The 23,397-nt window shown below is 59.1% G+C and carries 22 protein-coding genes; 11 read left to right on the top strand and 11 right to left on the bottom strand.

The window, feature by feature from the left end:
• Positions 1-14: 14 nt before the first annotated feature.
• The 5 genes from BJ928_RS09845 to BJ928_RS09825 form a co-directional block, all read right to left on the bottom strand.
• Positions 15-959: a sugar kinase gene (locus BJ928_RS09845; protein ID WP_047631674.1), complete on the bottom strand. Its 945-nt coding sequence runs from the start codon at positions 957-959 to the stop codon at positions 15-17.
• A gap of 70 nt (positions 960-1,029) precedes the next feature.
• Entirely contained in the window at positions 1,030-2,061 is a 1,032-nt protein-coding gene (locus BJ928_RS09840) for an ABC transporter permease (RefSeq protein WP_047631675.1), read from the bottom strand.
• Positions 2,058-3,626: a sugar ABC transporter ATP-binding protein gene (locus tag BJ928_RS09835; RefSeq protein WP_047631676.1), complete on the bottom strand. Its 1,569-nt coding sequence runs from the start codon at positions 3,624-3,626 to the stop codon at positions 2,058-2,060. The genes BJ928_RS09840 and BJ928_RS09835 overlap by 4 nt, the downstream gene beginning before the upstream one ends.
• Positions 3,627-3,718: 92 nt before the next feature.
• Entirely contained in the window at positions 3,719-4,717 is a 999-nt protein-coding gene (locus BJ928_RS09830) for an autoinducer 2 ABC transporter substrate-binding protein (RefSeq protein WP_047631677.1), read from the bottom strand.
• A gap of 90 nt (positions 4,718-4,807) precedes the next feature.
• Complete coding sequence (locus BJ928_RS09825) at positions 4,808-5,752, bottom strand: ABC transporter permease (protein WP_245432278.1); 945 nt, start codon at positions 5,750-5,752, stop codon at positions 4,808-4,810.
• Positions 5,753-6,098: 346 nt separating this feature from the next.
• Between BJ928_RS09825 and BJ928_RS39720 the strand changes: the two genes are divergently transcribed.
• A complete protein-coding gene (locus BJ928_RS39720) occupies positions 6,099-6,224 on the top strand; it encodes a hypothetical protein (protein ID WP_281024119.1) in 126 nt (41 codons plus the stop codon).
• Between the two features lie 361 nt (positions 6,225-6,585).
• On the opposite strand, the gene BJ928_RS09815 is transcribed toward BJ928_RS39720, so the two are convergent.
• The gene (locus tag BJ928_RS09815; RefSeq protein ID WP_281024124.1) at positions 6,586-7,542 is read right to left on the bottom strand and encodes a LysR substrate-binding domain-containing protein; all 957 of its coding nucleotides are present in this window, start codon (positions 7,540-7,542) and stop codon (positions 6,586-6,588) included.
• A gap of 113 nt (positions 7,543-7,655) precedes the next feature.
• On the opposite strand from BJ928_RS09815, the gene BJ928_RS09810 reads away from it, so the two are divergent.
• From BJ928_RS09810 to BJ928_RS09800, 3 genes are read left to right on the top strand one after another with little or no spacing between them, the layout of a single operon-like run.
• Positions 7,656-8,858 (top strand): mandelate racemase/muconate lactonizing enzyme family protein, encoded by a 1,203-nt coding sequence (locus BJ928_RS09810; protein ID WP_047631680.1) that lies wholly within the window; start codon positions 7,656-7,658, stop codon positions 8,856-8,858.
• Positions 8,859-8,876: 18 nt separating this feature from the next.
• Positions 8,877-10,130, top strand: a complete 1,254-nt coding sequence (locus BJ928_RS09805) for an aromatic ring-hydroxylating dioxygenase subunit alpha (protein WP_052227707.1) — start codon at positions 8,877-8,879, stop codon at positions 10,128-10,130.
• Positions 10,127-11,152 carry an Ldh family oxidoreductase gene (locus BJ928_RS09800; protein WP_047631681.1) on the top strand — a complete coding sequence of 342 codons (1,026 nt, stop codon included), beginning with the start codon at positions 10,127-10,129 and terminating at the stop codon, positions 11,150-11,152. Before BJ928_RS09805 ends, BJ928_RS09800 begins: the two co-directional genes overlap by 4 nt.
• A gap of 293 nt (positions 11,153-11,445) precedes the next feature.
• Here the strand turns inward: BJ928_RS09800 and BJ928_RS09795 are convergent, their stop codons facing one another.
• Positions 11,446-12,294, bottom strand: a complete 849-nt coding sequence (locus BJ928_RS09795) for a helix-turn-helix transcriptional regulator (protein ID WP_047631682.1) — start codon at positions 12,292-12,294, stop codon at positions 11,446-11,448.
• 164 nt (positions 12,295-12,458) lie between these two features.
• On the opposite strand from BJ928_RS09795, the gene BJ928_RS09790 reads away from it, so the two are divergent.
• Entirely contained in the window at positions 12,459-13,514 is a 1,056-nt protein-coding gene (locus BJ928_RS09790) for a fatty acid desaturase (RefSeq protein WP_082011868.1), read from the top strand.
• The gene (locus tag BJ928_RS09785; RefSeq protein WP_047631683.1) at positions 13,480-14,283 is read left to right on the top strand and encodes a PhnD/SsuA/transferrin family substrate-binding protein; all 804 of its coding nucleotides are present in this window, start codon (positions 13,480-13,482) and stop codon (positions 14,281-14,283) included. Before BJ928_RS09790 ends, BJ928_RS09785 begins: the two co-directional genes overlap by 35 nt.
• A gap of 25 nt (positions 14,284-14,308) precedes the next feature.
• Here the strand turns inward: BJ928_RS09785 and BJ928_RS38780 are convergent, their stop codons facing one another.
• Positions 14,309-14,461 (bottom strand): hypothetical protein, encoded by a 153-nt coding sequence (locus BJ928_RS38780; protein ID WP_156151442.1) that lies wholly within the window; start codon positions 14,459-14,461, stop codon positions 14,309-14,311.
• Positions 14,462-14,746: 285 nt separating this feature from the next.
• Entirely contained in the window at positions 14,747-15,475 is a 729-nt protein-coding gene (locus tag BJ928_RS09775) for a GntR family transcriptional regulator (protein WP_047631685.1), read from the bottom strand.
• A 185-nt stretch (positions 15,476-15,660) separates the two neighbouring features.
• Here BJ928_RS09775 and BJ928_RS09770 point away from each other — a divergent pair, with 185 nt between their 5' ends.
• The 5 genes from BJ928_RS09770 (at position 15,661) to BJ928_RS09750 (ending at position 20,581) form a co-directional block, all read left to right on the top strand.
• Entirely contained in the window at positions 15,661-16,647 is a 987-nt protein-coding gene (locus BJ928_RS09770; RefSeq protein WP_047631686.1) for an ABC transporter substrate-binding protein, read from the top strand.
• Positions 16,648-16,735: 88 nt separating this feature from the next.
• On the top strand, positions 16,736-17,515 hold the full coding sequence (locus tag BJ928_RS09765; RefSeq protein ID WP_047631687.1) for an ABC transporter ATP-binding protein: 780 nt from the start codon (positions 16,736-16,738) through the stop codon (positions 17,513-17,515).
• Positions 17,516-17,522: 7 nt separating this feature from the next.
• Positions 17,523-18,446 (top strand): ABC transporter permease, encoded by a 924-nt coding sequence (locus BJ928_RS09760; RefSeq protein WP_047631914.1) that lies wholly within the window; start codon positions 17,523-17,525, stop codon positions 18,444-18,446.
• Between the two features lie 21 nt (positions 18,447-18,467).
• Positions 18,468-19,715, top strand: coding sequence for a kynureninase (gene kynU, locus BJ928_RS09755; protein ID WP_047631688.1), 1,248 nt, complete (start codon positions 18,468-18,470; stop codon positions 19,713-19,715).
• A 35-nt stretch (positions 19,716-19,750) separates the two neighbouring features.
• Positions 19,751-20,581 carry an alpha/beta hydrolase gene (locus BJ928_RS09750; protein WP_047631689.1) on the top strand — a complete coding sequence of 277 codons (831 nt, stop codon included), beginning with the start codon at positions 19,751-19,753 and terminating at the stop codon, positions 20,579-20,581.
• Between the two features lie 64 nt (positions 20,582-20,645).
• On the opposite strand, the gene BJ928_RS09745 is transcribed toward BJ928_RS09750, so the two are convergent.
• Both BJ928_RS09745 and BJ928_RS09740 read right to left on the bottom strand, forming a co-directional pair.
• Positions 20,646-21,077 (bottom strand): glyoxalase/bleomycin resistance/extradiol dioxygenase family protein, encoded by a 432-nt coding sequence (locus tag BJ928_RS09745; RefSeq protein WP_047631690.1) that lies wholly within the window; start codon positions 21,075-21,077, stop codon positions 20,646-20,648.
• 138 nt (positions 21,078-21,215) lie between these two features.
• Positions 21,216-23,306, bottom strand: coding sequence for a bifunctional diguanylate cyclase/phosphodiesterase (locus BJ928_RS09740; RefSeq protein ID WP_047631691.1), 2,091 nt, complete (start codon positions 23,304-23,306; stop codon positions 21,216-21,218).
• Positions 23,307-23,397 lie beyond the last annotated feature (91 nt).

Raw genomic sequence — 23,397 nt, 5'->3', positions numbered from 1 at the left:
GCCCGCCCCTTTCCTTACTGCCTGATCGGCGCGCTGTTCATGAACGCGAGCGTCTCTTCAAACGACCGGATACCGGCATCGGAACCGAGGCCGGTCGCCACGAGAGCCGCGGATGCCTGGGCAAAGTTCAGCGACGTTTTCAAATCCATCTTGTGGTGCAGGGCCGTAATGAAGCCTGCATCGAATGCGTCGCCGCAACCCGTCGTATCGACGACATCGATCTGAAACGCCGGCTGCCGTACGATTTCGCCGCACGCTTCGGCGAAGCAGACACCATCCCCGCCAAGCGTGAATACGCAATATTTGACGCCGCGCTGCAGGAAGAAGCGGCTGGCGCCCTCGACGTCGGAAGCGCCAGAGATCTGGCGCGCCTCTTCGATCGACGGCATGAAGTAATCGATATAGGGAAAGAGCGGCGCAATGAGATCGAGCGTTCCGTCATTGGCTCCGAGAAGATCGAAGGTGGTGGTGCGTCCCTGCGCCTTAGCCGCGGCAAGCAGCCTGCGGCTCGGCTCCCCATCGAGCTTCGCCAGCAATCCCGTCCCGCCGAGATGAACGATCGGAGGCGCGAGCACGGCATCGAGAACGCTGTCTGCAATCTCGAAATGATCGGAAGCGCCACGCGCGTGCAGCGCCGGGCGATCGCCATTTCGCCGAATATTCAAAATGGTCGAGGACGTCGGCACCCCTTTCAGCCGTTGCATCTGCGCGGTATCGACACCGAAACGCTGAAGCGTCGCGAGCACGAAATCCGCCTTCTCGTCGTCGCCGACAGCGCCGACAGCGAGACAATTCAAGCCGAGCTTGGCAAGATCGACCACCGTTCCGCCGGCCGTACCCGCAACGGTCAACCTGATCTCGTCGATGAACTCGACGTTGCCACCGGGCGGAATGGCATCGACCGGCCGCCCGAGTACATCCAGAATGTAAAGCCCGATGACCGACACGTCATGAGACATAGAGAACCTCCCCTAAACAGGCCCATACTACGCTATTTCCACAGTGGGAAACGGCGGAACAGGCGCCCCACTAGCTACGATTGCGCAAGGCGAATATCCCGCCTGCAAGCAGAATGAAAATGCCGACGATGGCAAGCTGCAGCGTGCTTGGAATTCCAACGAAGATCAGCACGTTGCTGACGAGCGTTATGAGGAGCACGCCGAGCAGCGTTCCGATCACCGAGCCCGAGCCGCCCGTGATGCGCGCGCCTCCCAGAACCACCGCCGCGATGATCTCGAGCTCCATGCCCGCTAGATCGAACGGGTTGGCAAGACGGTTGCTTGACACATGGACGACACCGGCGATCCCCGCCAGCAACCCGGCATAGGCAAAGACGAAGATTCGCACGCGGAAGAGATTGATGCCGAGCCGCTCGGCGATCGATGGATTTCCACCGACGGCGAAGATGGCCCGGCCCATCAAGGTCCGTTCGAGAATGAACCATGTCACGACAGCCGCAATTACCAGCACCAGCACGGAGGCGGGCAATACCGATACGACGCCGTTCGACGCGTGATGGGTGAAAAGCGAGGCTTTGCCAAAGGCATCCATCGCCGATGGAATGTTCATGAAGAGCGCAGTGCCGACAAACGTCAGCAGGAAGCTGCGGATGACGTATTGCGTACCGATAGTAACGATCAGAGACGGAGCCTGCAGCGTCTGCACGAGAACCCCATTGAGCGCGCCAAAGGCAGCACCGCCGACAGCGGCGAGGATCAATACGATCGTCATCGGCATATCGGGGAACCAGTTCGTGATCAGCATCGTCAGCGCGTACATCACAAAAGCGGCGATCGCCGTAAACGAGACATCGATACCACCAGAGGCCAACACGACGAGCACGCCCATGGCAAACAACCCTCTCACCACGGAGGCGCGCAGGATGTCGACAATGTTGCTCATCTGCAGAAAGTCGGGATTGGCGGCAATCACGACGAGGCAGGTGACGATGGTCAATAGCAGAGTGAAAAGCTCCGGCCGGCGCCCGAACAAATCCCACAGGCGAGGTGCAATACCGTTACGTTGCTTTTTGAAAGTCGTCGCGGATGCGATATCGCTCATTGCGCGATCTCCTTCGAAGTGCTGGCCATGGAGCGATAGACGACATCCTCTGTCAGCCCGTCAGCTTCAAGCGTGGCAACGATGCGGCCCTGGCGCATGACAGCGATGCGATCACAGTTCTGCAGAAGCTCCGGCAGATCGTCGCTGATGATGATGACCCCCATGCCGTCATCGGCAAGGCGCTGAATGATGCGGAAGATCGTGTCCTTCGATCCGACATCGACGCCGACGGTCGGCCCGTGTAGGATGAGCAGTTGCGGATTGATGGTAAGCCATCGCCCGATCAGCACTCGCTGCTGGTTGCCGCCGGAAAGCGACTGAACCGGGATTGCCACATCCGGCGCCACGATCTGCAGATCGGCAACGCTGGTTTCAGCAACGCGCCGCGCCTTGCGGCGGCTGATCATGCCTAGGGCGTTCCGCAGGCGATCGAGGATCGGCAGCGTGATGTTGTCCTGTATCGGCTTCTCGAGGAACAGCCCTTCGGTCAACCTATCCTCGGGCACATAGCCGATGCCGTGTCGGATCGCCTCGGCGGCCGACCGGGGAGCTATTTCCCGGCCGTTCAGGCGGATTGTGCCGTGGCCGGCCGGCCTGATACCTGCGAGGGCGAGAGCAAGTTCATTGCGGCCGGAATCCAGCAGGCCGGTAACGCCCAGTATCTCGCCCTTTCTCAAGCTCAGCGAGATATCATGGAAAGTGCCATCGTCTTCGAGCTTCTCGACCTCGAGCATCACGTCGCCGAGCTTCGGGTCCGTTCTATACCGCGTTTCGCTGATCTCGCGACCCGTCATCCACCGGCTGAATTCCGCCTTGCTGTGACTGGCAACATCGAGTTCCGCGACCTTCAAGCCGTCCCGCATGATGATTGCACGGCCTCCGAGCGATTTGCATTCGTCGAGCTTATGGGTGACGAACAGCACAGCCACCCCGCTGCTGCGCAGCCGCTCGACGACGCCAAGCAAATTCTCCACCTCCTGTCGCGTGAGCGATGTCGTCGGCTCGTCCATGATGACGAGTCGCGCTTCCGAAGCGACCGCTCGGGCAATCGCGATCAACTGACGCGTGGCGAGCGGCAGCCTATCGGTCCTGCAGGTTAGGAAGGCGCAATCCGTCGGCAAATGCACCTCGGCAAGCGCGCGGCGCGCCGTCTCATGGAGCGCTACCATATCCAATCTGCGTGCGAGGCGGCCGGATGCCGCGACGAGTTGCTCGGTGAAGGCGACGTTCTCGGCGACGGAGAGATTGGGCAGAAGCGAGAGATCCTGATAGACGGTCTCGATGCCGGCACGCAACGCCCCGATCGCACCCAAGTCGCCGGCACGCTCGCCCGCCGGCTGGCCATCGATCAGAATCTGACCCTCGTCCGCAAGCTGGGCGCCTGAAAGTATCTTGATCAGCGTACTCTTGCCGCAGCCATTTTCGCCCATCAGATGATAGATGTGTCCGGCCTCGATGACGAGGCTGACTTCCTTCAGAGCCTTGACGCCACCGAAGGATTTCCTGACGTTTCTAATCTCCAGAAATGGCGGCGGAGCTGCAGAAGAGGCATTGGTCGTAAGCATGGCGAATTCCTGGAACCCGAAGGTATTTGTCTTCCGAGGTGGCGGTGGTGCGCGCATCCCCGGAAGACGGCCTCAACGAGTTATGCTCGTGATCAGAAGGGGAAGTTCTTGTAGTTGGACTTGTCTACATCAACCCAGGCCTGGCCCTGCATGATGATGCCCTTGCCGGGTCCCTTAATGACGGTCATCTTCTCGTAGCCCGGAACGCCGAGATTGACGCCATCCTTGATCTCTTCGCCCTTGAGGACCATGTCGGCGACCTTGTTCATGACGTAGCCGGCGTCCTTCGGATCCCAGAAGAAGATCTGGTTGACGGCACCGCTTTCCAGATAAGGTCCCGTGTCCTTCGGAAGGCCAAGACCGTAAACGCAGGTCTTGCCCTGCAGCCCCGCTTCTTCCACGGCACGGCCGATACCGATGACGTCGATGGCGGAAGAACCCTGGAAGCCCTTGATATCGGGATACTTCCGCAGGATTTCCTTGGCTTTTTCATAGGCGCGGTTGGCATCGTTGAAGGATTCGTTCTTCGCCGCCACCAGCTCCATGCCCGGATATTTCTTGGCGTTCTCGGCGCCGGCATCGACCCATTGATTATGGGTCAGGCTACCCAATGAACCGACGAAAGAAGTCCACTTGCCCGTCTTGCCCATGCATTCGGCAAGCTTTTCGTTGATGCGCGCGCCGAACGCCTTGTTGTCGAAAGCCTCGATATCGACATCCGTGTTGACCAGGCTGTCACCCTCATGGGTGATGACCTTGATGCCTCGCTGGGAAGCACGACGCAACACGCCTTCCAGCGCCGAAGGGTCCATCGGAACGACGGCAATTGCCGAGACATTCTTGGCGACAAGGTCTTCGATCAGGCGCGTCTGCTGTGCGGCATCCGCCTTTGCCGGGCCGATCTGGCTGGCGCTGACGTTGGGATTGTCCTTGCCATAGGCCGTCACGCCCTCGTTCATGCGGATGAACCAGTTTTCGCCGGTAACCTTGACTACCGTGACGATGGACGGCTTGTCCTTGGCGATGGCCGCTCCGGCGACTACCGCGCCAGCAAGCATGGTGCAGGCGATCAGTTTGGAAAATGTGCTCATATTTTTCCTCCGTTGATATAAGCAGATTGTTTTTTGGTGATGGATGATTTCGGCAGTGCGGGATTGCGGCACTGAAAGCAGGCAACCTTGCTATCGGCGCCTTGGCTGCAGCCAGTAACCGAGATGCACGCGCGCCGAGGCCAGCAAAGCCAGAAGCAGGACGCCCCATGCGAGATCGCGAAAGAAATTCGAGATATTCATGAAGTTGAAGAGGCTCGAAAGGATCTGAAGAGCCGTTGCAGCCAGCAGCACGCAGATGACCTTTCCATATCCCCCTTCCGGTTTCACGCCGCCGAGAACGGCAATCAGAATGGCAATCAGGACATAGGAGCCGCCGTAGTCCCATTTGACCGAGGAATTGCGCGCGGCAATGATAATGCCGGCAACCGAAGCAAGAACGCCGCAGAGCGTGTAGGTAACAAGCAGCATGCGCTTCTCATTGATGCCGCCATAGCGCGCGGCCTTGGCATTGCTGCCAAGCAGCATCAGCTTCACGCCGAAGGGCGTATATTTCAGCAAGAATGCGAGAGCAGCCGCTATAGCCAGAAACAGCGCAAAGCACATTGGAATGCCGAGGATCGGCATGTTGCCGAAATTATCGAGCGGTTCGATATAGCCTATGCCGATCGCCGAACCATTGGTCAGAAACACGGCAACGCCGGTGAACAAAAGCTGGGTTCCCAATGTGGCAATCAGCGGCGTCAGGCGCGCATACGCAATGACGATGCCGTTCATCAAACCGCCGATGAAGCCGACGGCAAGCGCGAGGCCGGCAAAGACCCACGAAAACAGAAGCGGCGCATCGGCGACCGGAATGAAATGACGGATCAGCAGGAAAGCGATGATGCCAGCCAGATTTGCCAGGGCAATTCCAGAGAGATCGATACCGCCATTGCCGGAAATCATCGCAAGCATGACACCCAGCGCCAGAAGTCCAAGCTCGGGCACCTGCGCCGCCATGGATTGCAGATTATAGCTATCCATAAAATTGGCGCCGGCCAGCAAGCCGCCGGCAGCAAGCACGGCACAATTGATCAGCGCTAGAAAGAGCGTTTGCCGATCCAAACGATGCAAGGACACGTCTTTTTCCTCCTACCCCAAGGCGTTTTTTCGCGCCTCCAACGGGTCCGCTACCCCTTAGCAGACTGGCCGCTTGAATATTGCCACCCGTTATTGACATTTGTCAGAATGGACTGTCGCTTGTCAATATGTTTCGTCGGACAGCGGCCAAAACTTTATGGATGCGGATAGAAAACCGGCTAACTGGTCGAGGCGAATGCGCGGGACGATGCTCACATTGTTGATGGCCACCGAGAATTACCCCTTGCATTCTTTCCGGGGCTGCTTGGTAATGAGCTGTTATCGCAAACAGGAGGAATCGATGGCCAAGGGTCAAGTTAAAACCAACAAAGAGGTCCGCAAACCCAAGAAGGACAAGGCCGCGCCTGCTGCCGCACCTACTCTTGGTGCCAAGGCGGTCGAGTCTAGCAAGCAGAAAAAGCCATGAACTTCAGCCTTCCCGATATCGCTTCGGGGAGGCCGAAACCCATGAGCCTCGCCGTGGCGAGTGCGGATAGATGTCACCTCTTCCCGAGCTCGTTGCCTTTCGGCGAATTGTCATGGCGTAGGGCAACGCCACCCCCAGCTAGGGGAACGACTGGCCTCTAGAAATTCACGGAGGTTCAAATGGCTATCATATACCTCGCCGACATTGCCCCATCAGACTATGAAGCGATTTGGCGATTAATTCCCAATGAATTGCCTGAAAGCTGTGAAAGTCTCGCAGGGCTGTGGCGCTTTGCGGAGGAGAAAGTCGACCTCGATTGGTCAGCGTCCGCCCATTCCTTTAACGAGGATTCCGCCAACACTCATTCTTTTGCCGCAACGCTTACCAGTTTGAGAGAGGAGTAAATCGTGCGCTGGTTTCGCGCCGCCTCCTCGAGCCACTTCGTCAGCGCGGCAATCTTCGGCAACTGACCTCGAATTTTGGGGAACACCAGATAGTAGGAGATGCCGCGATCCAAGACGACATTGAAAGGCCGCACGAGAACACCGTCACGGAGGCTCTCCTGTATCAGGTTGACGTCACCTAGCGCCACTCCTTGACCCCGCGTCGCGGCCGAAAGCGCAAGCTCCAGCGTATCAAATATCTGACCTCGATGTGAATGAACTCCTTGCACCCCTGCCGCGTCCAACCATAGCCGCCAACCATTCAGCGGATAGCAATGCAGAAGGGGTTTTTCTCGCAGGATGTCGGGCTCGGCAAGTTGGTGAGCGAGGGCGGGCGAACTTACTGGCGTCAGCAACTCCGGAAACAAAAGTATCGACTCTACATCTGGCCAGTCACCATTACCTTGCACGATGGCGGCATCGATATCGCTCGACTCGAAGCTCGGTTCCCAGGCGTCGTATGTCGTGAGGCGAACATCCACATCCGGCAACGCCGATTGTAGTGAAGGAAGGAGTGGCAAAAACCAACGGGTCGCCAAGGTCGGTGGCATTCGAAGAGTTAACACTTGTCCGGAATTTCGCAGGTTGCCGCAAGCCCTGGCGATCCGCGTGAAGGCGTCTTCAACCACCGGCAACAGAGATTCTGCCTCAGGCGTCAACCGCAGACCGCGCTTGTGACGGATGAAAAGCTGAACGCCGAGATTGTCTTCAAGCTGTTGGATTTGCCTACTTATCGCGCTCTGCGTGACGAATAGTTCAGTGGCGGTCCGACTGAAGGTTCCACAGCGCGCCGCTGTCATAAAAACCTCCAGCGCATGTAGCGGCGGCAGTCTCCGACTGAAGGACAGACTCTCCAACACATGAGTATTAAGCATGGATCTCATGAGAATAATCCTCTTTTAAAAAGTAAAATCAGTGTCTTAATTTGATGGCAGAAGAGCATTCATGCTTGGAGAGCACTCTAGATGCACTGCAGGAAATCGTCATCATGAAAATCAGGGCCATTCGAGCAACACCCATCAATCTTGTCCTCGAAGCACCCTATGTCTGGGTTTTCGGCGAGCTTCCCGGCTTTTCGACAACGATCGTCGAGGTCGAAACCGAAGACGGCCTGGTTGGCTATGGAGAGGCGCCAACGCCGCAGGCGGCGACAGTCATTCGTGACCAACTTGCCCCGACGCTCATTGGTCGCGACGCCTTCGATATCGCCGGTGCGGAATATGCGTGTTTGCCATTCTGGCGCGGCGTTCAGAGTATCAATGATCCGCTCCGCATCACGTCCTTCGGAGCTATTGAAACAGCACTTTGGGATCTGAGAGGCAAAGCCTGGAATATGCCGCTTTACCAAGTGCTGGGCGGGGCTGTGCGCAAGGATATTCCCTTTACTGACTATTTCTCGCTGCGCTCGCAAGGTCCTCTTCTGCCTGACGGACGCAGATTGCGCGGAGAGCGGACACCCGAGGAGATCCTCGACTATTGCATCTATCTCCATGAGACCTTCGGCACGACCTATTTCGAGGGCAAGTTCTCAACGACAGACACCCGCATCTCGTTGCGTATGCTCGAGCTCATCCGCAAGCATTTCGGCGAAGACGTGATGCTACGCATCGACTCCAACCACGCCTACTCGCTTTCGACTGCCCGGCGCCTCGTACGGCCGCTCGAAGAACTCGGCGTGCGCAACTGGGAGGACCCGGTCGCAACTATCGAAGAAATGGTGGAATTGCGCCGGCATTGCTCCATTCCCTTTTCAACACACAACATCGACATTGCCCGGGCGATCGCCCTGAAGGTGCCGGATGCGATCTGTGGCAATCCGACCGTCGTCGGCGGGATTGGCCGGCTCACGCGTTTCGTCGGCGCCTGCGAGCATGCCGGCATCGACTTCTGGTGCTACAGCGGCGATTCAGGTGTCGGCAGTGCGGTTTACCTGCACCTTTGCGCGGCGCTCGGCTGGATCCGTGAGCCAAACCAGTCGCTCTTCCGGATGCAGACCGCTGACGTAATAGAAGAAGGACCGTTCGTACCCCGCAACAATGTTGTTCGAGTACCGGAAGGCCCTGGTCTCGGCGTCACCTTGTCGGAAGAAAGACTGGAATGGTGCCACCGTCACTTCTTGGAACACGGTCCCATGAACAAATATCACGACCCGGAGCAACCTGGCACCTTCCGACGCTTACCGCTCAATTGACCCGCTGGACCTGTCGCCATGAAACAAAACACTATAGATCACGCCCACCGGCTCTTGACCGCCCGTAAGCCGGACTGGAGTCTCGACCAGCCCTTCTATGTCGACAGCGATTTTTTCGACATGGAGATGGAATTATTTTTCAACCGGCAGTGGCTTTTTGCAGCCATGACCTGCGAAATTCCGACGCCTGGGGATTGGGTGCGCGTCGATATCGGCCGCGAATCCATCATCCTGCTGCGCACGAAAGACGGCGAGATCGCAGCCTATCACAATACCTGCCGTCACCGTGGCTCGCGCATCTGTCTCGCCGAAAGTGGGCATGCGACGCGCCTTGTTTGTCCCTATCATCAATGGTCCTACGAGTTAAACGGGAGACTCCTGCGCACGCGCCTCATGGGCGATGCGTTCGAAAAGGATGGCTTCAGCCTGGCACCCGTCGCAGTCGGCGTCGTTGGCGGCTATATTTTCCTGAACCTCTCGGAAAACCCGCCATCATTCGAACCGTTCCGTGCATTGGTGGAAGCGTATTTGTTGCCGCATGGCCTCGATAACGCCAAGGTCGCACACACCCAAACTCTGGTGGAAAAAGCAAATTGGAAGCTCGTGATAGAGAACAATCGCGAGTGCTATCATTGCGCCGGATCACATCCAGAGCTGATGCATATCATCACCGAGTTTGATGATCCGAACGACCCCAATGTCAGCCCGGAATACAAAGCACTCCTGAAGAAGAAGGACGCGGAGTGGGATTTGCTTGGTCTGCCGCATGCCCATACCGAGAACAACCTGCAATACCGCGCCGTGCGTCTGCCCTTCACCGGGGGCATGCTCTCCATGACGATGGACGGAAAACCCGGCTGCACCAAGCTTCTCGGGGACCTGACCAACGCCGATCTTGGTTCGGTTCGTCTTCTTCATCTTCCCAACACCTGGAACCACATTCTCGCCGACCATGCCGTCACCTTCCGTGTGTTTCCGATCAATGCCGAGGAGACCCTGGTGACCACGAAATGGCTCGTCCACAAGGACGCAATTGAAGGCGTCGACTACGATGTCTCGAGATTGATCGAAGTGTGGTCGGAGACCAATCAACAGGATCGGAAGCTCGCCGAGAACAATCACCTTGGCATTCGCGGACGCGCCTATCGCTCCGGGCCTTACTCAGATGTCATCGAAGGCGGTACACGCGATTTCGTGCGGTGGTATTCGGAGCAGTTGCTCACCGCCCTCGATCCAATTGTGACAGATCAAGCAATGGAGCAGTCAGCATGACCGATACCGTCAACGTCTCCCTTTCCGAGATTGAGGCGCTTGCCATCGCGGTCTTGAAGGCGGCGAATGTGAGCGACGCCAATGCAGCGTCGGTCGCCCGCTCCATCGTATCAGCTGAACGCGACGGCCAGCAAATTGTCGGCCTCTCCTACCTGCCATTTTACTGTGAGCACGCTGCTTGCGGTAAAGTCGACGGCCATGCGGTCCCGGTGCTTACCCGACCTGCACCGACGGCCGTCGCAGTCGATGCAGCGACAGGCTTTGCGCACCCCGCCATCGACCTTGGCCTCGGACCGTTGGCAGAGGCCGCTCTACAGTCGGGTATTGCCATACTAACCGTTGGAAACTCATACGCCTGCGGCTCGCTCGGCTACTTCGTTGAGATGCTTGCCGAGCAAAACCTGATCGCCTTCATGACAGCAAACGCGTCACCCTCCATTGCGCCACATGGCGGAAAGGTTCCATTCTTCGGCACGAACCCGATTGCCTTTGCCGCCCCTCGCGCTGGCGGCCCTCCCCTTGTGATAGATCAGTCTTCGAGCGTCGTTGCAAAAGTCGCGATCATAGAAGCACACCGTCGCGGCGCTGATCTGCCGAGCGGCTGGGCCCTCGACAGAGATGGTCAGCCGACCACCTCGGCAGCGGCAGCAATGGATGGGAGCCTGATGGCGATAGGAGGCTACAAGGGCGTCGGTTTGGCGTTGATGGTGGATCTCCTGTCCGCAGGACTGAGTGGGAGCCACTTTTCCCACGAAGCTTCGTCCTTCGGCGATTGCGAGGGCGGCCCACCGCGCACCGGTCAGTGCATCGTCGCCATTAGCCCAGAACGGCTTGGGATCGGGGACTTCGCAGCACGCAGCGACAGCCTGCTGACCGCGCTCGGGCGTGAACCGGGCGCACAGCTTCCCGGCGCACGGCGGCTCGCGGCCCGAAGGCGCAATGGCACGCGGATCGAGGTTGATCGCGAGCTTTGGGCCATGCTCGAAGCGCTCGCAAACGGGACGCGAAAGGTTATGGAATGACAGTGCATCAGCGCTATGATTTCCATAAACCAATGTAATTGTTCAATTTTTAACAATCACATTTAGTGGTGCCGACTATTGGGATAGTGCGACAATCCCATACGTGGCCATCGCCCATGATCATCCGCTTGCTCGATCATCCGCTTGCTCGATCAGCCGCCTTGCCGACGTAACGAGCAGCGGTCCGGCACACATCCCGAATGTCGAGTTTGCCGTCACCTGTCGGGATGCCGCATCAACTCCTCATGCCGGAGAAGGAAGCGCCGGCGAAGAGGCATGCTTTGAGCACAAAGCTAACGGTCCGAGACGCGGGCAAGAGCCTTTACAAATTCCGCCGCCTCGTGGGGATGGATTCGGGTTGTCCTTATCAAGCCATCGAAATGAAGCTGCATCTTACGGATCGCATCGGTGTTATTGAGAATGAGGTACATACTTCCAACGAAGATCGCCGCTCGCAGTGAGCCGAATATCGTATAGGGGACCGAGAATTTTTCTTTTTCATCAAATAGAAAAAGACGAAAAGACGGATAAAGTTCGTGAATGAGATTGGCCATGTGGCCAAGCTGCCGTTGTCGCGTGTTCCCGTCGAGCCCGCTCCACATGCCGTGTCCGTGGGCAAGGGCTTCAAGCGTTTGCATCGGCATACAGACTTCCATATCGGTCCCGGGTTGACGGTTGTAATCAAGCCGAAACAATGTCTCGTTTGACTGGCCCGCAATGCTTTGATGCGCGCTTCTGGCCTCATAGGCGATAATCTCGGGAGTACGCAGAAGGTCAGGAATGCGCGCCGGCACGTAGCGCACCTTTGAGCCCGCCGCCTCGGCATGCCATTGCATCAACAGGGTCGTATTGGCTTGGCCCTCCACCCGCTCCTCTATCTCGAAACTCGGATGCAGTTCGCCGATCAGGCCCTCGTCGTGAGACAGGCCGAGTAGCCAGTCCAACGACACCGAATAGCGCTCGGCGATGTTGAGCAGGGTCTCAATGCGGGGTAGCCGAACCGATTTTTCCGACAGGAGTTGCGAGAGCGCGGAACGATCAATACCGACTTCCTTGGAAAAGGTCGACTGATTGTCACCGCTTCGCTGCAGGAGCTGAACAAGCCGGTCGCGAAATAGCCGGGTGAGAATCCTCTTGTCCACAATAGTCTCGTTCCGTGATAATTATCACCACTTTATCTAAACGGTTCGCATAATCAACACTCTGTCTGCAAAGTCACGTTGCTCCGCCCCTGGCCGAATGACAGGATGGTTCCGGAAAGGGGCCTGATTTCAATATATTAGCGGGGCCGTAGAGACGATTGGACATGACAACTTTTCCTTCCGACGGGGCGACAGGGCGGTTCCCGCGCAGCAAAAGAAAGCGGTTCGCAATTGAATGGCCGACGCTGTTTATGTTGATCGCCTGTTACGCTACCTGGTTCGCGGCCGGTGTCTATCTTTACCCCTCGACTCCGATTGTGGCGCTCGTTGTTCTCGGCGTGGCGATCGCTTTGCATTCATCGCTTCAACATGAGGTGCTGCATGGACATCCCACTCGTTTCGCGCGCGTGAATGAAGCTCTCGTCTTTCTGCCGCTCGGCCTCGTTTACCCCTATCGAAGCTACAAGAAGTTGCACTTGCAGCATCACGCCGACGAGCGGCTGACTGATCCCTACGACGACCCGGAGAGCTTCTACAAGGCGACCGACGACTGGAGAACCCATCCTGTCGTCCTGAGGAAGCTGCTGAGCTGGAACAATACCCTGCTGGGTCGTGTCACTCTAGGGCCGCCGCTCATGGTCATCGGATTTACGATGGCGCAATGGAGAGCGATCGCCGGCGGCGACAGAAAGGTCGCCTCTGCCTGGCTGCTCCACGCCGCGGGCCTCCTGCCAACGGTGCTGATAATCGAATTTGCCTTTGGCATTCCACTCTGGCTTTACGCCTTGACATCAGCCTATCTCGGCATATCCCTCATCTCGGTTCGCTCGTTTTGCGAACACCAGTGGTCGGAACGCGCCGACGGACGGACGATCATCGTGGAGACATCCATCCTCGCACCACTTTTTCTCTACAACAATCTCCATTTTGTCCACCACAAGCTGCCGAATGCCCCTTGGTACAGATTGCCGATGCTATATCGGCAGCGGCGCGAGGAGTGGCGCCTTATGAACGAAGGATATGTCTTTCGCAGCTACCTCGACATCTTCAAGGCTTTCCTGTTTCGTTCTAAAGAACCAGTTGTTCATCCGGGCCTGAGGCTGGGCAACACCCATCTAGTCACGACAGTCATGAAAACGAGCCCCGGCCTTCCACCCCTTAGCGAGATCTCTTCACCGGAGCAGCATGATGACATTGATCGCCGCCCTGCCGATGTATGACTGGCCCGAAGTCCGGCACGAGACGGATGCACGCTGGCGCGTCATGCGCGAGCAACTAAGTAAGAACGGCATGGAGGCGCCGGAGCGGCTGGTGCGACGGAACGACGAAATGCCACCGGTCCCGGGCGGCATCCGGGATAAGGATGGCACGGTGATCGCGCCTGATCCGGCAACGCTGCCGCCGGGTGAACTGGATCTCGCCGTCCTGTGGCGCCACCCCACGTTGCTCCTGGCGGAGACTTGCTGGGGGCCGATGGGACTTGGCCTTAGCCAGCACGTCAGCGTCATCGGGCAAAGCAGCTATGACGCCGTCCTTGGCGGAAGCGGCGTATATTACCGAAGCGCCATTATCGCCCGGAGACGCGAGGGTGGACAAATCGCGCCCTCGGTCGACGGCTCCGCTATGCTCCCGATTTCCCGCCTGGCGGGCCAACGCTTTGCCTACAACGAGAGACAGTCGCTTTCCGGCTATCTCTCACTGAGGGATGACCTGCAAGCAGCCAGTGAGACGTTGGCGATTTTTTCGGAGCATATCGAGACCAATGCGCATCGTGCGTCGATCAAGGCAGTCGCCGAGGGCGTCGCCGACATCGCGGCGATCGACTGCCGGTCATTGATGCTAGCGCAGCGTTTTGATCGGGAAGCGCAGGAGGTGGAGATTATCGGCTGGACGGCGTCTCGCAAGGGAATACCCTATGTTCGCGCCGCGTCCCTCCCGGCAGGCACGAGGCTCGCTTACCAGGGGTTGGAAGGGATGGGAAGTTGGTAACTGTGGCCATCGATCTGCCGGCGGCTTACAACGTTTCCCGGAATGGCTTGCTGTCATAACCCTTGTCGGCAATCAGCGTCCGCATCAGCCTCGATTTCGACCGCTGCGCCTTGTCGGCATCGCGATAGTCGGACACGATCTTGCTGTACCTCGCGCAGTCGTTGATATCGACTTTCAACGTCCCTGCTTTGATCAAGGCGGGCGCGAGGATGATCGAACGACACGCCGAACCGAAAGCCGACTGACTTGAACCGCGACGAATAAACAGAAGCGCCATTGCTTGATGGCGAACAGGGCTTTAGCCGGTCGGTCAGCCGCCACAGGAAGCGAGTGTTCGTCTCGTCCTGCCAGCCTAGCCAATTCTCATTCATCCGACGCGAGATCGGCATCCAATACCAGCGACAGGCCGCTATCACGGGCAATCTCGAGTAGGCGGAAGCCCTCGTGGATCTGGCTGGAAGCATTACGCCATTTCATCCTCCGAGCGGATATAAACCTGCAACGTATAGCCGACATGTTCGGTCATCAACTCTCTGGCGCGCTCGAGATCGCGATCGAGGGCTGCCTCCATCAGAGCCGTGTGATGCTCGATCGCCATGGCGTCCTGCAAGGCAGCAACGGCCTTTTCATAACCCATCGAGAGACCGGCTGCAGCGCGCTGTGTCGGCGCCAGGCCGAGAAAGCGATGGTGCCGGCGAAGCTGGTCCGAGATGGTGGATTGAAAACGCTGCAGCCAGTTCGATGTCGCCGCACTGACAAGCGCGGCATGAAACGCGCTGTGCTTCTCGTCCCAATCGTCAGCCATTTCCTCCGAGGCGGAATCGGCAACGATCTTGCAGCGTGACAGACGATAATGCGCGGTGACAACGGCCGACTCCCAATCCGGCCCGCCCTTCTCGATCGATTCCATCAGGAGCGGCAGCTCCACCACCATGCGCGCCCGCGTCAGATCCTCCAACTCGGCGCGCGATACGGGAGCGACCGCAAAGCCGCGATTGCTGATCGCGGTGACAAGTTTTTCTGCCTCCAGCCGCGACAATGCCTCACGCAAGGGCGTCCAGCCGACACCATAGCTGTCGCGAAGGGCGCTGAGCCGCAGGGATGCGCCCGGCCTAAGCTTGGTATTGAGGATGTCGCGTCGCAACAGCCAGTAAGCTGCCTCCGTCTTGCTTAGGGCATCCTTGTCCTGCATGGTCCTCGTCCCGATCCTCCCCAGATCCAGATTATATATAAAATCATCCTGTCGGGAAATTATATATTATATATGCCCATCGTGAATATCATATATCGCAAATTGACAGGCTTGCAGCAGTCGCTATGATCCCTCCCCAAGAGAGCCGACGGAACACGGCTCCTTGTCACATCCGGGAGGAAAATATGCTGAGATCTACGTCCAAATGGCTGTCCGGCCTCGCTGTCGCCGGCGCCTTCATGGCCAGCGTCGCCACGGCATCGGCCGAGCCCATCAAGATCGCGATCGCCAACTTCGGCGAGCATCCGCAGCTCAACGCTTCAATCGCCGGCTTCAAGAAGGCTCTCGCCGACAACGGCTTCGTCGAAGGCAAGGATGTCGTCTATTCCGAAAGCAATACGAGCTTCGATGCATCGCTCGTGCCGCAGATGATCGCCAAGCTGCAGTCCGAACATCCGAAGCTGATGTACACGGTGACGACGCCCGTGTCGCAGATCGCCAAGAAGGCGCTCGCCGGCTCCGGCATCCCGATCGTCTTTACCGCCGTCACCGATCCGGTTGCCGCCAAGCTCGTTCCCTCGTGGGATGCGGGTGGCGATGGCATCACCGGCTCTAGCGACCTGCAGGACATCTCCGCCATCCTGACCTTCACCAAGAAGCTGCTTCCGAATGCCAAGCGCATCGGCGTGCCCTACAATCCGGGCGAAGCCAATGACGTCGCCCTGATCGACAAGGTCAAGGCCGCCGCTCCGGCAGCCGGTTTCGAAGTGGTTCCAGTCGGCGTCGATAACGTCAACGACATCCAGCAGCGCATCGCATCGCTCGCCGGCAAGGCAGACGTGATCTACACGCCCGCTTCCAACCTCTTGCAGCCGGCAATCCCGGCCGTTGCCGCCGCCGCCCGCCAGGCGCAGATCCCGATCGTCAACTCCGACGACGCGGCTGTCCGCAACGGCGTCGTGCCGGCAAGCTTTGCCGTCAACTACGAGCAGGTCGGCGAAAATGCCGGCAAGATCGCCGCGGAAATCCTCAAGGGTGCCGATCCGAAGACGATCAAGCCCTCGGTTCCCGCCTATAAGGATCACGCACCGCTGATCAACAAGACCGTGCTGAAGGCTTTCGGCGCCGAAGTTCCGGCTTCGCTCGCCGATTGCAATTGCTTCACGAAGTGATAGGCGGCATCTTCTAGGGATCAATCCGATCCATGGCGGCGTCACAGACGCCGCCATCTCATAACCCTACACTTCAGGGGAGGCACGGATGCTTGACATCAAATCCGCGCGCAAGGTTTTCTACAAAGGCCAGCCCGACGAAAAGATCGCGCTCAATGGCCTGACGCTCTCCCTCAAGGCTGGCGAATTCGGCGTCGTCATCGGCTCCAACGGCGCCGGCAAGAGCAGCATGCTGAATGCAATTTCGGGCGCTCTCAGCCTCGATTCAGGCCAGGTCCTCATCAACGGCAACGACGTCACCAACATGCCGGTCCACAAGCGAGCCGCGCGTCTGGCCCGCGTGTTTCAGGACCCGATGAAGGGCACCGCCGCCAGCATGACGGTCGGCGAAAACATGCTTCTGGCGGAACTGCGCGGCAAGAGCCGCGGATTTCGTCCCGGCCTGAATGCCGCTCGTCTCGCCGCCTACAAGGAACGCCTCGCCGTTCTCGGGCTCGGCCTCGAAAACCGGCTGGATACCAAGGTTGAACTGCTTTCGGGCGGTCAGCGCCAGTCGCTATCGCTTATCATGGCAGTCGGCGGCTCGCCCGACGTGCTTTTGTTGGATGAACATACCGCCGCACTCGATCCGCGCACCGCCGATATCGTCATGCAGGCAACCGTGCGCACCGTCCAGGCGCTGAAGCTGACGACATTGATGGTGACGCACAACATGCAGCACGCCGTCGATTTCGGCGACAGTATCATCATGCTCGACGCCGGCCGCGTCCATCTCGAAATTACCGGGGATGGCAAACGGCGCATCACCGTGCCCGAGCTCATCGGCCACTTCGCCGTCAAGACCGACCGAATGCTGCTGGTGAGCTGACATCATGATGGATTTCATTCAGACAACCGCTTCGAGCTTCATCTCGCTCATCCCAGTCACTCTGGCGCAGAGCTTCATCCTAAGCTTCGTCGTTCTCGGGATCATGATCCCCTTCCGGATGCTGAGTTTTCCGGACCTGACGAGCGAGGGCGCTTTTCCGCTCGGCGGCTGCGTCTGCGGCATATTGCTGGCCGCCGGCGTCGCGCCGCCGCTCGCGATTGCCGTCGCCTTCGTCGTCGGCCTTGCGGCTGGCTGCTGCACCGCCATCATCCACCTGCGTTTCCGCATTCATACGCTGCTCGCCGGCATTCTGATGTCGACCATGCTCTATAGCGTCAATCTCGGCATCATGGGCAAATCGAACCTCTCGGTCTTCGGCTCGCCAACGGTATTCGACTGGGTGCCCTTCACCGAGGCAGGCTTCCCGGCAAGCAAGATCGTCGTTGCCGGCCTGCTCGCCGTCATCGTCCTGATCGCCCTCAATCTCTATTTCAAGACGGAAAAGGGCACGGCCATGCGTGCCGTCGGCTCCAATCCCGACATGGCCGAGGCGCAGGGCATCAATGTCTGGGCAGCCACGATCGGCGGCGTCGGCATCGCCAGCGCCTTTTCCGCCGCCGGCGGCGCGCTCATGGTTCAGTCGCAGGGCTTTGCCGACGTCAACATGGGCATCGGCATCCTGATCAACGGCCTTGCCGCGCTCATGATCGGAGAAGCCTTCACCGGTAAGCAGACCGTGCTCCGGCAGTTACTGGCGCCCTTCGTCGGCTCCATCATCTATTACCAGCTCGTATCGCTCTGCCTTGCCGCCGGTATGCCACCGCCGAATCTGAAGCTCGCAACCGGCCTGTTCGTGCTCATCATGCTGGCGCTGCCTAGCATCCGCCGCAGCCGCGGCGGGGCGGCCACCAGAGAAACCATTCGCGAATAAGATTTAAGAGGCAACGACATTATGGATAGCCTACCCGATCTCGCCGCCGTCGAGGCCATGGACGAGGCCGACCCGATGCGCGCCTTTCGCAGCCGCTTCGCCCTGCCCGCCGGCGTCATCTATCTCGATGGCAATTCGCTTGGTGCCGCCTCGCACGAGGTCTTTGCCGAAGTGCGCCAGGCCGCCATGGAGGAATGGGGCAATGGCCTGATCCGCAGCTGGAACAGCGCCGGCTGGTTTCATTTGCCGCTCGAGCTCGGCGATCGCATCGGCCGGCTGATTGGCGCAGCCGAGGGCCAGACCGTTGTCACCGACTCGACCTCGATCAATATCTACAAGACCCTGCACGCCGCGCTGGCAATGCGTCCCGACCGCAACGTCATCGTCGCGGAAGGCGATAGCTTCCCGACCGATCTCTACATGGCGGAAGGGGTTGTCTCGACCCGGCCGGGCGTCACCCTCCGCCTCGAGGGACGCGATGCCGGCACCATCGAAGAGCTGATCGATGACAACGTCGCCGTGGTCCTCATCAATCACGTCAACTACAAGAGCGGCGAACTGCGCGACATGGCGGCGCTGACGAAGCGCATCCAGGCGGCGGGTGCCCTCGTCATCTGGGATCTGTGCCACAGCGCCGGCGCCCTGCCCGTCGATCTCGACGGCGCGGGTGCTGATTTCGCCGTCGGCTGCACTTACAAATATCTGAATGGCGGTCCGGGTGCGCCGGCCTTCATCTATGCGGCAAAGCGCCATCACGCATCGATCGTCCAGCCGCTCAGCGGCTGGTGGAGCCATGCCCGCCCCTTTGCCTTCGAGCGGAGTTTCGATGGCGACGCCGGAATCAAGCGCTTCCTCTGCGGGACGCAGCCGATCCTGTCGCTGCGGGCGCTGAAGGGCGCCTTATCGATCTGGGACGAAGTCGACATGAACGCGCTGCGCCGGAAGAGCATCGCGCTTACCGATCTCTTCATCCGGCTGGTCGAAGCGAAATGCGGCCAATATGGCGTCGAACTGGAGACCACGCGCGACAGCGAGAAGCGGGGCAGCCAGGTCTCTTTCATCCATAGCAATGCCTATGAGGTCATGCAGGCGCTGATCGAGCGCGGTGTCATCGGCGATTTCCGCGCCCCCTCGACATTGCGCTTCGGCTTCACGCCACTCTATGTCTCCTACCGCGATGCCTGGCGGGCGGCTACAGTATTGGAAGAGATCCTCAGCAGCGGATCGTGGAAGGAAGCACGCTTTGCGGTGCGTTCTGCAGTGACCTGACATCGAATATCGGCAGTCGGAAACGGGAGGCGGACATGAGCTATTTCAAGGTCACCGATTGGGAGAGCGCCTATACGAACGGCGCCTATATCGTCGACGGCGACCGATGGCCGGCAGCCTGGGTCGAGCCCGCAAAGTCCTTCCGCGACGGCCTGACGGCGGCCGGACGCGCAAGGCTCGATCTCGCCTACGGCCCAGCGGAGCGCAATCGCCTCGATCTCTTTCTGCCCGAAGGTCAACCGAAAGGATTGGTGGTTTTCGTCCATGGCGGCTATTGGCTGCAGCTGGACAAGAGCTACTGGTCTCACCTTGCCGCCGGCTCGATCGCCGCCGGCTATGCCGTCGCAATCCCCTCCTACACGCTTTGCCCGGACAATCGCATAGGTGGGATCGGCAAGGAGATCGCGGCAGCGATTACCACAGCCGCCGGGCTGGTCGATGGCCCCATTGTGCTGACGGGGCATTCTGCCGGCGGCCAGCTCGTCGCCCGCATGATGACGACGACAACGCCGCTTGGCGAACCGGTCATCAAGCGCATCCGCCATGTGCTTGCGATTTCCGGGGTGCATGATCTGCGCCCGATTATGAAGCGCAAGATGAACAAGGAGCTTCGGATCGACGATGCCGAGGCAGGGGCCGAAAGTCCGGCGTTGCTGGAGCCAATCGCCGCCATCGGTCTCACCTGCTGGGTCGGCGGCGCCGAGCGAGCCGAATTTATTCGTCAAAATGCTCTGCTCGCCAATATCTGGACCGGTCTCGGCGTCGCGACGGAGGCGGTGGTCGAGCCCGACAAGCATCATTATACGGTGTTGGACGGCCTTATGGATGCCGGCCATTCCCTGACCCGAACCCTGCTCGCGGAATAGAAATCCCGAAATCATATCGAGGTGATGTCCTCGGCGCATTCTCCGCACCGAGGACACGACGGCGTCAGCCGTTGACGGGCGCGTTCATGGCCCAGGTAACGCCGAAGGGATCGCGCATCTGGCCCCAGCGATCGCCCCAGAACATCACCTGCGGTTCGACGACGACTTCCAGGCCCGCGTCGACGGCGCGTTTCCACCACGCATCGAAATCTTCGACAACAAGCTGCATCACGAAGGACTGCGGCTTTTCCAGTGCATGTCCATATTCGGGATAGGCGTCGCCAAGCATGACCGAGCTGCCGTTGATATAAAGATGGATGTGCATCGTCCGGCCCTTTTCATCGACCGGGAACATGAAAGCCTCTTCTGCCCCAAACGCACGCTTGTAGAATTCCGCCGCCTTCACAGCACCATCGACCGTAAGATAGGCCACTACGCCGCCGCGCACCGGCACGCGGGGTTGCTGGGACTGCGTTTGATCTGCTGCATCACTCATATTCGTCTCCTTGAGAACGGTTTTCGCATTGCGCCTTGTCGGGGGCTGACCCAAGGACGCGGATAGATAGCGCGATCCGACAACAGGAGTCGATTTTTCTGAATTATTTTTTTGCCGCGCAAATCGGCCGTTTCAAGCTCAGGCGTGCGCCGACTTTCGGGCGCGCGAAGTCCGGACGGAAGGGATTTCGCAGAGAATTCGCGCCAGAGCATCCTCCTGCGACATTGGACGTCCAAGCAGGAAGCCCTGCACCTCGTGATAGCCCTCGGCCCGCAATTTCGCCAATTGCGCCTCCGTCTCGATGCCTTCGGCCAAGGTTACGGCATTGAAGCCGGAGGCAATGCCGACCACAGCCCGGACGATTGCGAGGTTACCTGGATCGGCATCCATGCCGGCAACGAAGCTACGGTCGAGCTTGATCTTGTCGAAGGAGAAGGAGCGCAGATAGCTGAGCGAGGAATAGCCCGTGCCGAAATCATCGATCGCGATGCGGATGCCAAGCTCCTTTAAGGCACGCAACAGCGAGAGGCTTTGCTCGACCTCGGAAAGCAGGATGGATTCCGTGACCTCGATCTCCAAGCGCCCAGGGCAAAGGCCCGTCTCCTCCAGCGCCGAGACGACGGTGGCAAGCAGGGCCGCATGACGAAACTGATAGACCGAGAGGTTGATGGCAACCCTCAGGTTTCCAGGCCATTGCGTGGCAGTCCGGCAAGCTTCCCGCAGCACCCAGTCGCCGATCGGCACGATCATCCCCGTTTCCTCGGCAACGGGGATGAATTCCGCCGGCGAAATGAGCCCACGCTTGGGATGGCGCCAGCGGATCAGCGCCTCGAAGCCGGAAAGAGCATCCTTGTCCAGCCGGATGATCGGCTGATAGTGGAGCTCGAACTCATTGTTCTGCAGCGCCTCCCGCAGCTCCAATGTGAGCTGGTAGCGCCGTTCCGCCTCCAGCCGCATTTCCCTCTGATAGAAACGATAGGTCGACCGGCCGCTGCCCTTGGCCGCGTAAAGCGCAAGATCCGCATCGCGCATCAGGACATCGGCATCGGTCCCGTGTTCGGGCGCCATGGCAATGCCGATGCTGCAGGTCACATGTTCCCGCACGCCATCGAGATCGAAAGGCGCCGACAGCGAAAGCAGCAGCAGATCGGCGAAGCGCTGCGCCCGCCCTTGATCCGTCATCCGCAGAACCAGCGCGAACTCGTCGCCGCCGAGGCGCGCGACCAGATCGCTCTTCTCCGCGAGCTGCTGAAGACGCTCGGCGACCTGCCGCAGGAGCATGTCGCCCGCCGCATGGCCCTTGCTGTCGTTGATATGCTTGAAGTGATCGACATCGATGTAGAGCAGCGCGATCGGCCTTTCCGGCGTCGCGGCCGCCACCTGCCGCACGATACTCTCGGAAAAGAACGCCCGGTTCGGCAGGCCGGTCAGGGAATCATGCATGGCGAGATGCGCGAGCCTCGCCTCGACGCTGCGCTCCTCGGTGACATCCTGGGAAATACCGAGAAGATAGCGCAACGCTTGCCCCGACGGTGCGGGAAGCGCCCGCTTCGCCGTCTTCAGGATGCGTGTGGCTCCATCCACCGTATGGATGGTTTCCTCGAAGTAGACGGTTGCCTCCGTCTCGAAGGCAAGCTTGTCCTGTTCTCGGAAAATCGCCGTCTGCTCGTCGGAAAATATGGCCCTGTCGGACATGCCGATGACATCCTTGGCCGCCTGCCCGACGATGCCGCCACACGCCTCGTTGAACAGGATATAGCGGCCATCCCGCTCCATGTCCTTGACGAAGACACCGACGGGGAGATTGTCGACGATGCTGTCGAGCAATGATTGAGTGGCGTCGACCTGTCGCTGCGCGGCATTGACCTCGGTACGGTCCTGCACGATCGCCAGGATCGCCACCTTGCCGTCGAAGCGGATCTCGCGCCCATAGGTCAGAACCTCGAATGTCCCGCCGTCGGCCTTCAGGTGTGTCCAACGTTGCGCCGTCTCCATGTCGGTGCGGTGCTGTACTGCATCCAGCATGCGCTCCCGCTCCCCGGATGGCCTGATGTCGAGCACGGTCATCTCCGCAAAGGCGGCATGGCTATAGCCGTAGAGATCGCGTGCGGCGTCGTTGACGATCAGAAATCGCAACGTCTGCGGATCATAGACCCACATCGGCGACGGATGCGTCTTGAATAGCGACCGAAAATCATCGTTCGGGGCGTCGAGCCAAACGGAATGCATAGGAAGGTCGACCTTGCCAATTCGAGTTCAAAGACCTGAGAATTGGACAGTAATAGACGAAAAAGCTAAATAAAATCAAAATTATAACAAG

This window comes from Rhizobium sp. WW_1 (assembly GCF_003610155.1).
GTDB lineage: Bacteria > Pseudomonadota > Alphaproteobacteria > Rhizobiales > Rhizobiaceae > Rhizobium > Rhizobium tropici_A.
Note: the sequence above shows the minus strand (reverse complement) of the source record. Positions and strands in the feature narration are given on the sequence as shown.

Bases quoted from the DNA above. Each gene is read 5' to 3' on its own strand.
- BJ928_RS09790 (WP_082011868.1), top strand. From the start codon at position 12,459: ATGACAACTTTTCCTTCCGACGGGGCGACAGGGCGGTTCCCGCGCAGC.
- BJ928_RS09840 (WP_047631675.1), bottom strand. From the start codon at position 2,061: ATGAGCGATATCGCATCCGCGACGACTTTCAAAAAGCAACGTAACGGT.
- BJ928_RS09750 (WP_047631689.1), top strand. From the start codon at position 19,751: ATGAGCTATTTCAAGGTCACCGATTGGGAGAGCGCCTATACGAACGGC.
- BJ928_RS09770 (WP_047631686.1), top strand. From the start codon at position 15,661: ATGCTGAGATCTACGTCCAAATGGCTGTCCGGCCTCGCTGTCGCCGGC.
- BJ928_RS09765 (WP_047631687.1), top strand. From the start codon at position 16,736: ATGCTTGACATCAAATCCGCGCGCAAGGTTTTCTACAAAGGCCAGCCC.
- BJ928_RS09760 (WP_047631914.1), top strand. From the start codon at position 17,523: ATGGATTTCATTCAGACAACCGCTTCGAGCTTCATCTCGCTCATCCCA.
- BJ928_RS09800 (WP_047631681.1), top strand. From the start codon at position 10,127: ATGACCGATACCGTCAACGTCTCCCTTTCCGAGATTGAGGCGCTTGCC.
- BJ928_RS09810 (WP_047631680.1), top strand. From the start codon at position 7,656: ATGAAAATCAGGGCCATTCGAGCAACACCCATCAATCTTGTCCTCGAA.
- BJ928_RS09740 (WP_047631691.1), bottom strand. From the start codon at position 23,306: ATGCATTCCGTTTGGCTCGACGCCCCGAACGATGATTTTCGGTCGCTA.
- BJ928_RS09830 (WP_047631677.1), bottom strand. From the start codon at position 4,717: ATGAGCACATTTTCCAAACTGATCGCCTGCACCATGCTTGCTGGCGCG.
- BJ928_RS09835 (WP_047631676.1), bottom strand. From the start codon at position 3,626: ATGCTTACGACCAATGCCTCTTCTGCAGCTCCGCCGCCATTTCTGGAG.
- BJ928_RS09775 (WP_047631685.1), bottom strand. From the start codon at position 15,475: ATGCAGGACAAGGATGCCCTAAGCAAGACGGAGGCAGCTTACTGGCTG.
- BJ928_RS09805 (WP_052227707.1), top strand. From the start codon at position 8,877: ATGAAACAAAACACTATAGATCACGCCCACCGGCTCTTGACCGCCCGT.
- BJ928_RS39720 (WP_281024119.1), top strand. From the start codon at position 6,099: ATGGCCAAGGGTCAAGTTAAAACCAACAAAGAGGTCCGCAAACCCAAG.
- BJ928_RS09785 (WP_047631683.1), top strand. From the start codon at position 13,480: ATGATGACATTGATCGCCGCCCTGCCGATGTATGACTGGCCCGAAGTC.
- kynU (WP_047631688.1), top strand. From the start codon at position 18,468: ATGGATAGCCTACCCGATCTCGCCGCCGTCGAGGCCATGGACGAGGCC.
- BJ928_RS09815 (WP_281024124.1), bottom strand. From the start codon at position 7,542: ATGCTTAATACTCATGTGTTGGAGAGTCTGTCCTTCAGTCGGAGACTG.
- BJ928_RS09745 (WP_047631690.1), bottom strand. From the start codon at position 21,077: ATGAGTGATGCAGCAGATCAAACGCAGTCCCAGCAACCCCGCGTGCCG.
- BJ928_RS09845 (WP_047631674.1), bottom strand. From the start codon at position 959: ATGTCTCATGACGTGTCGGTCATCGGGCTTTACATTCTGGATGTACTC.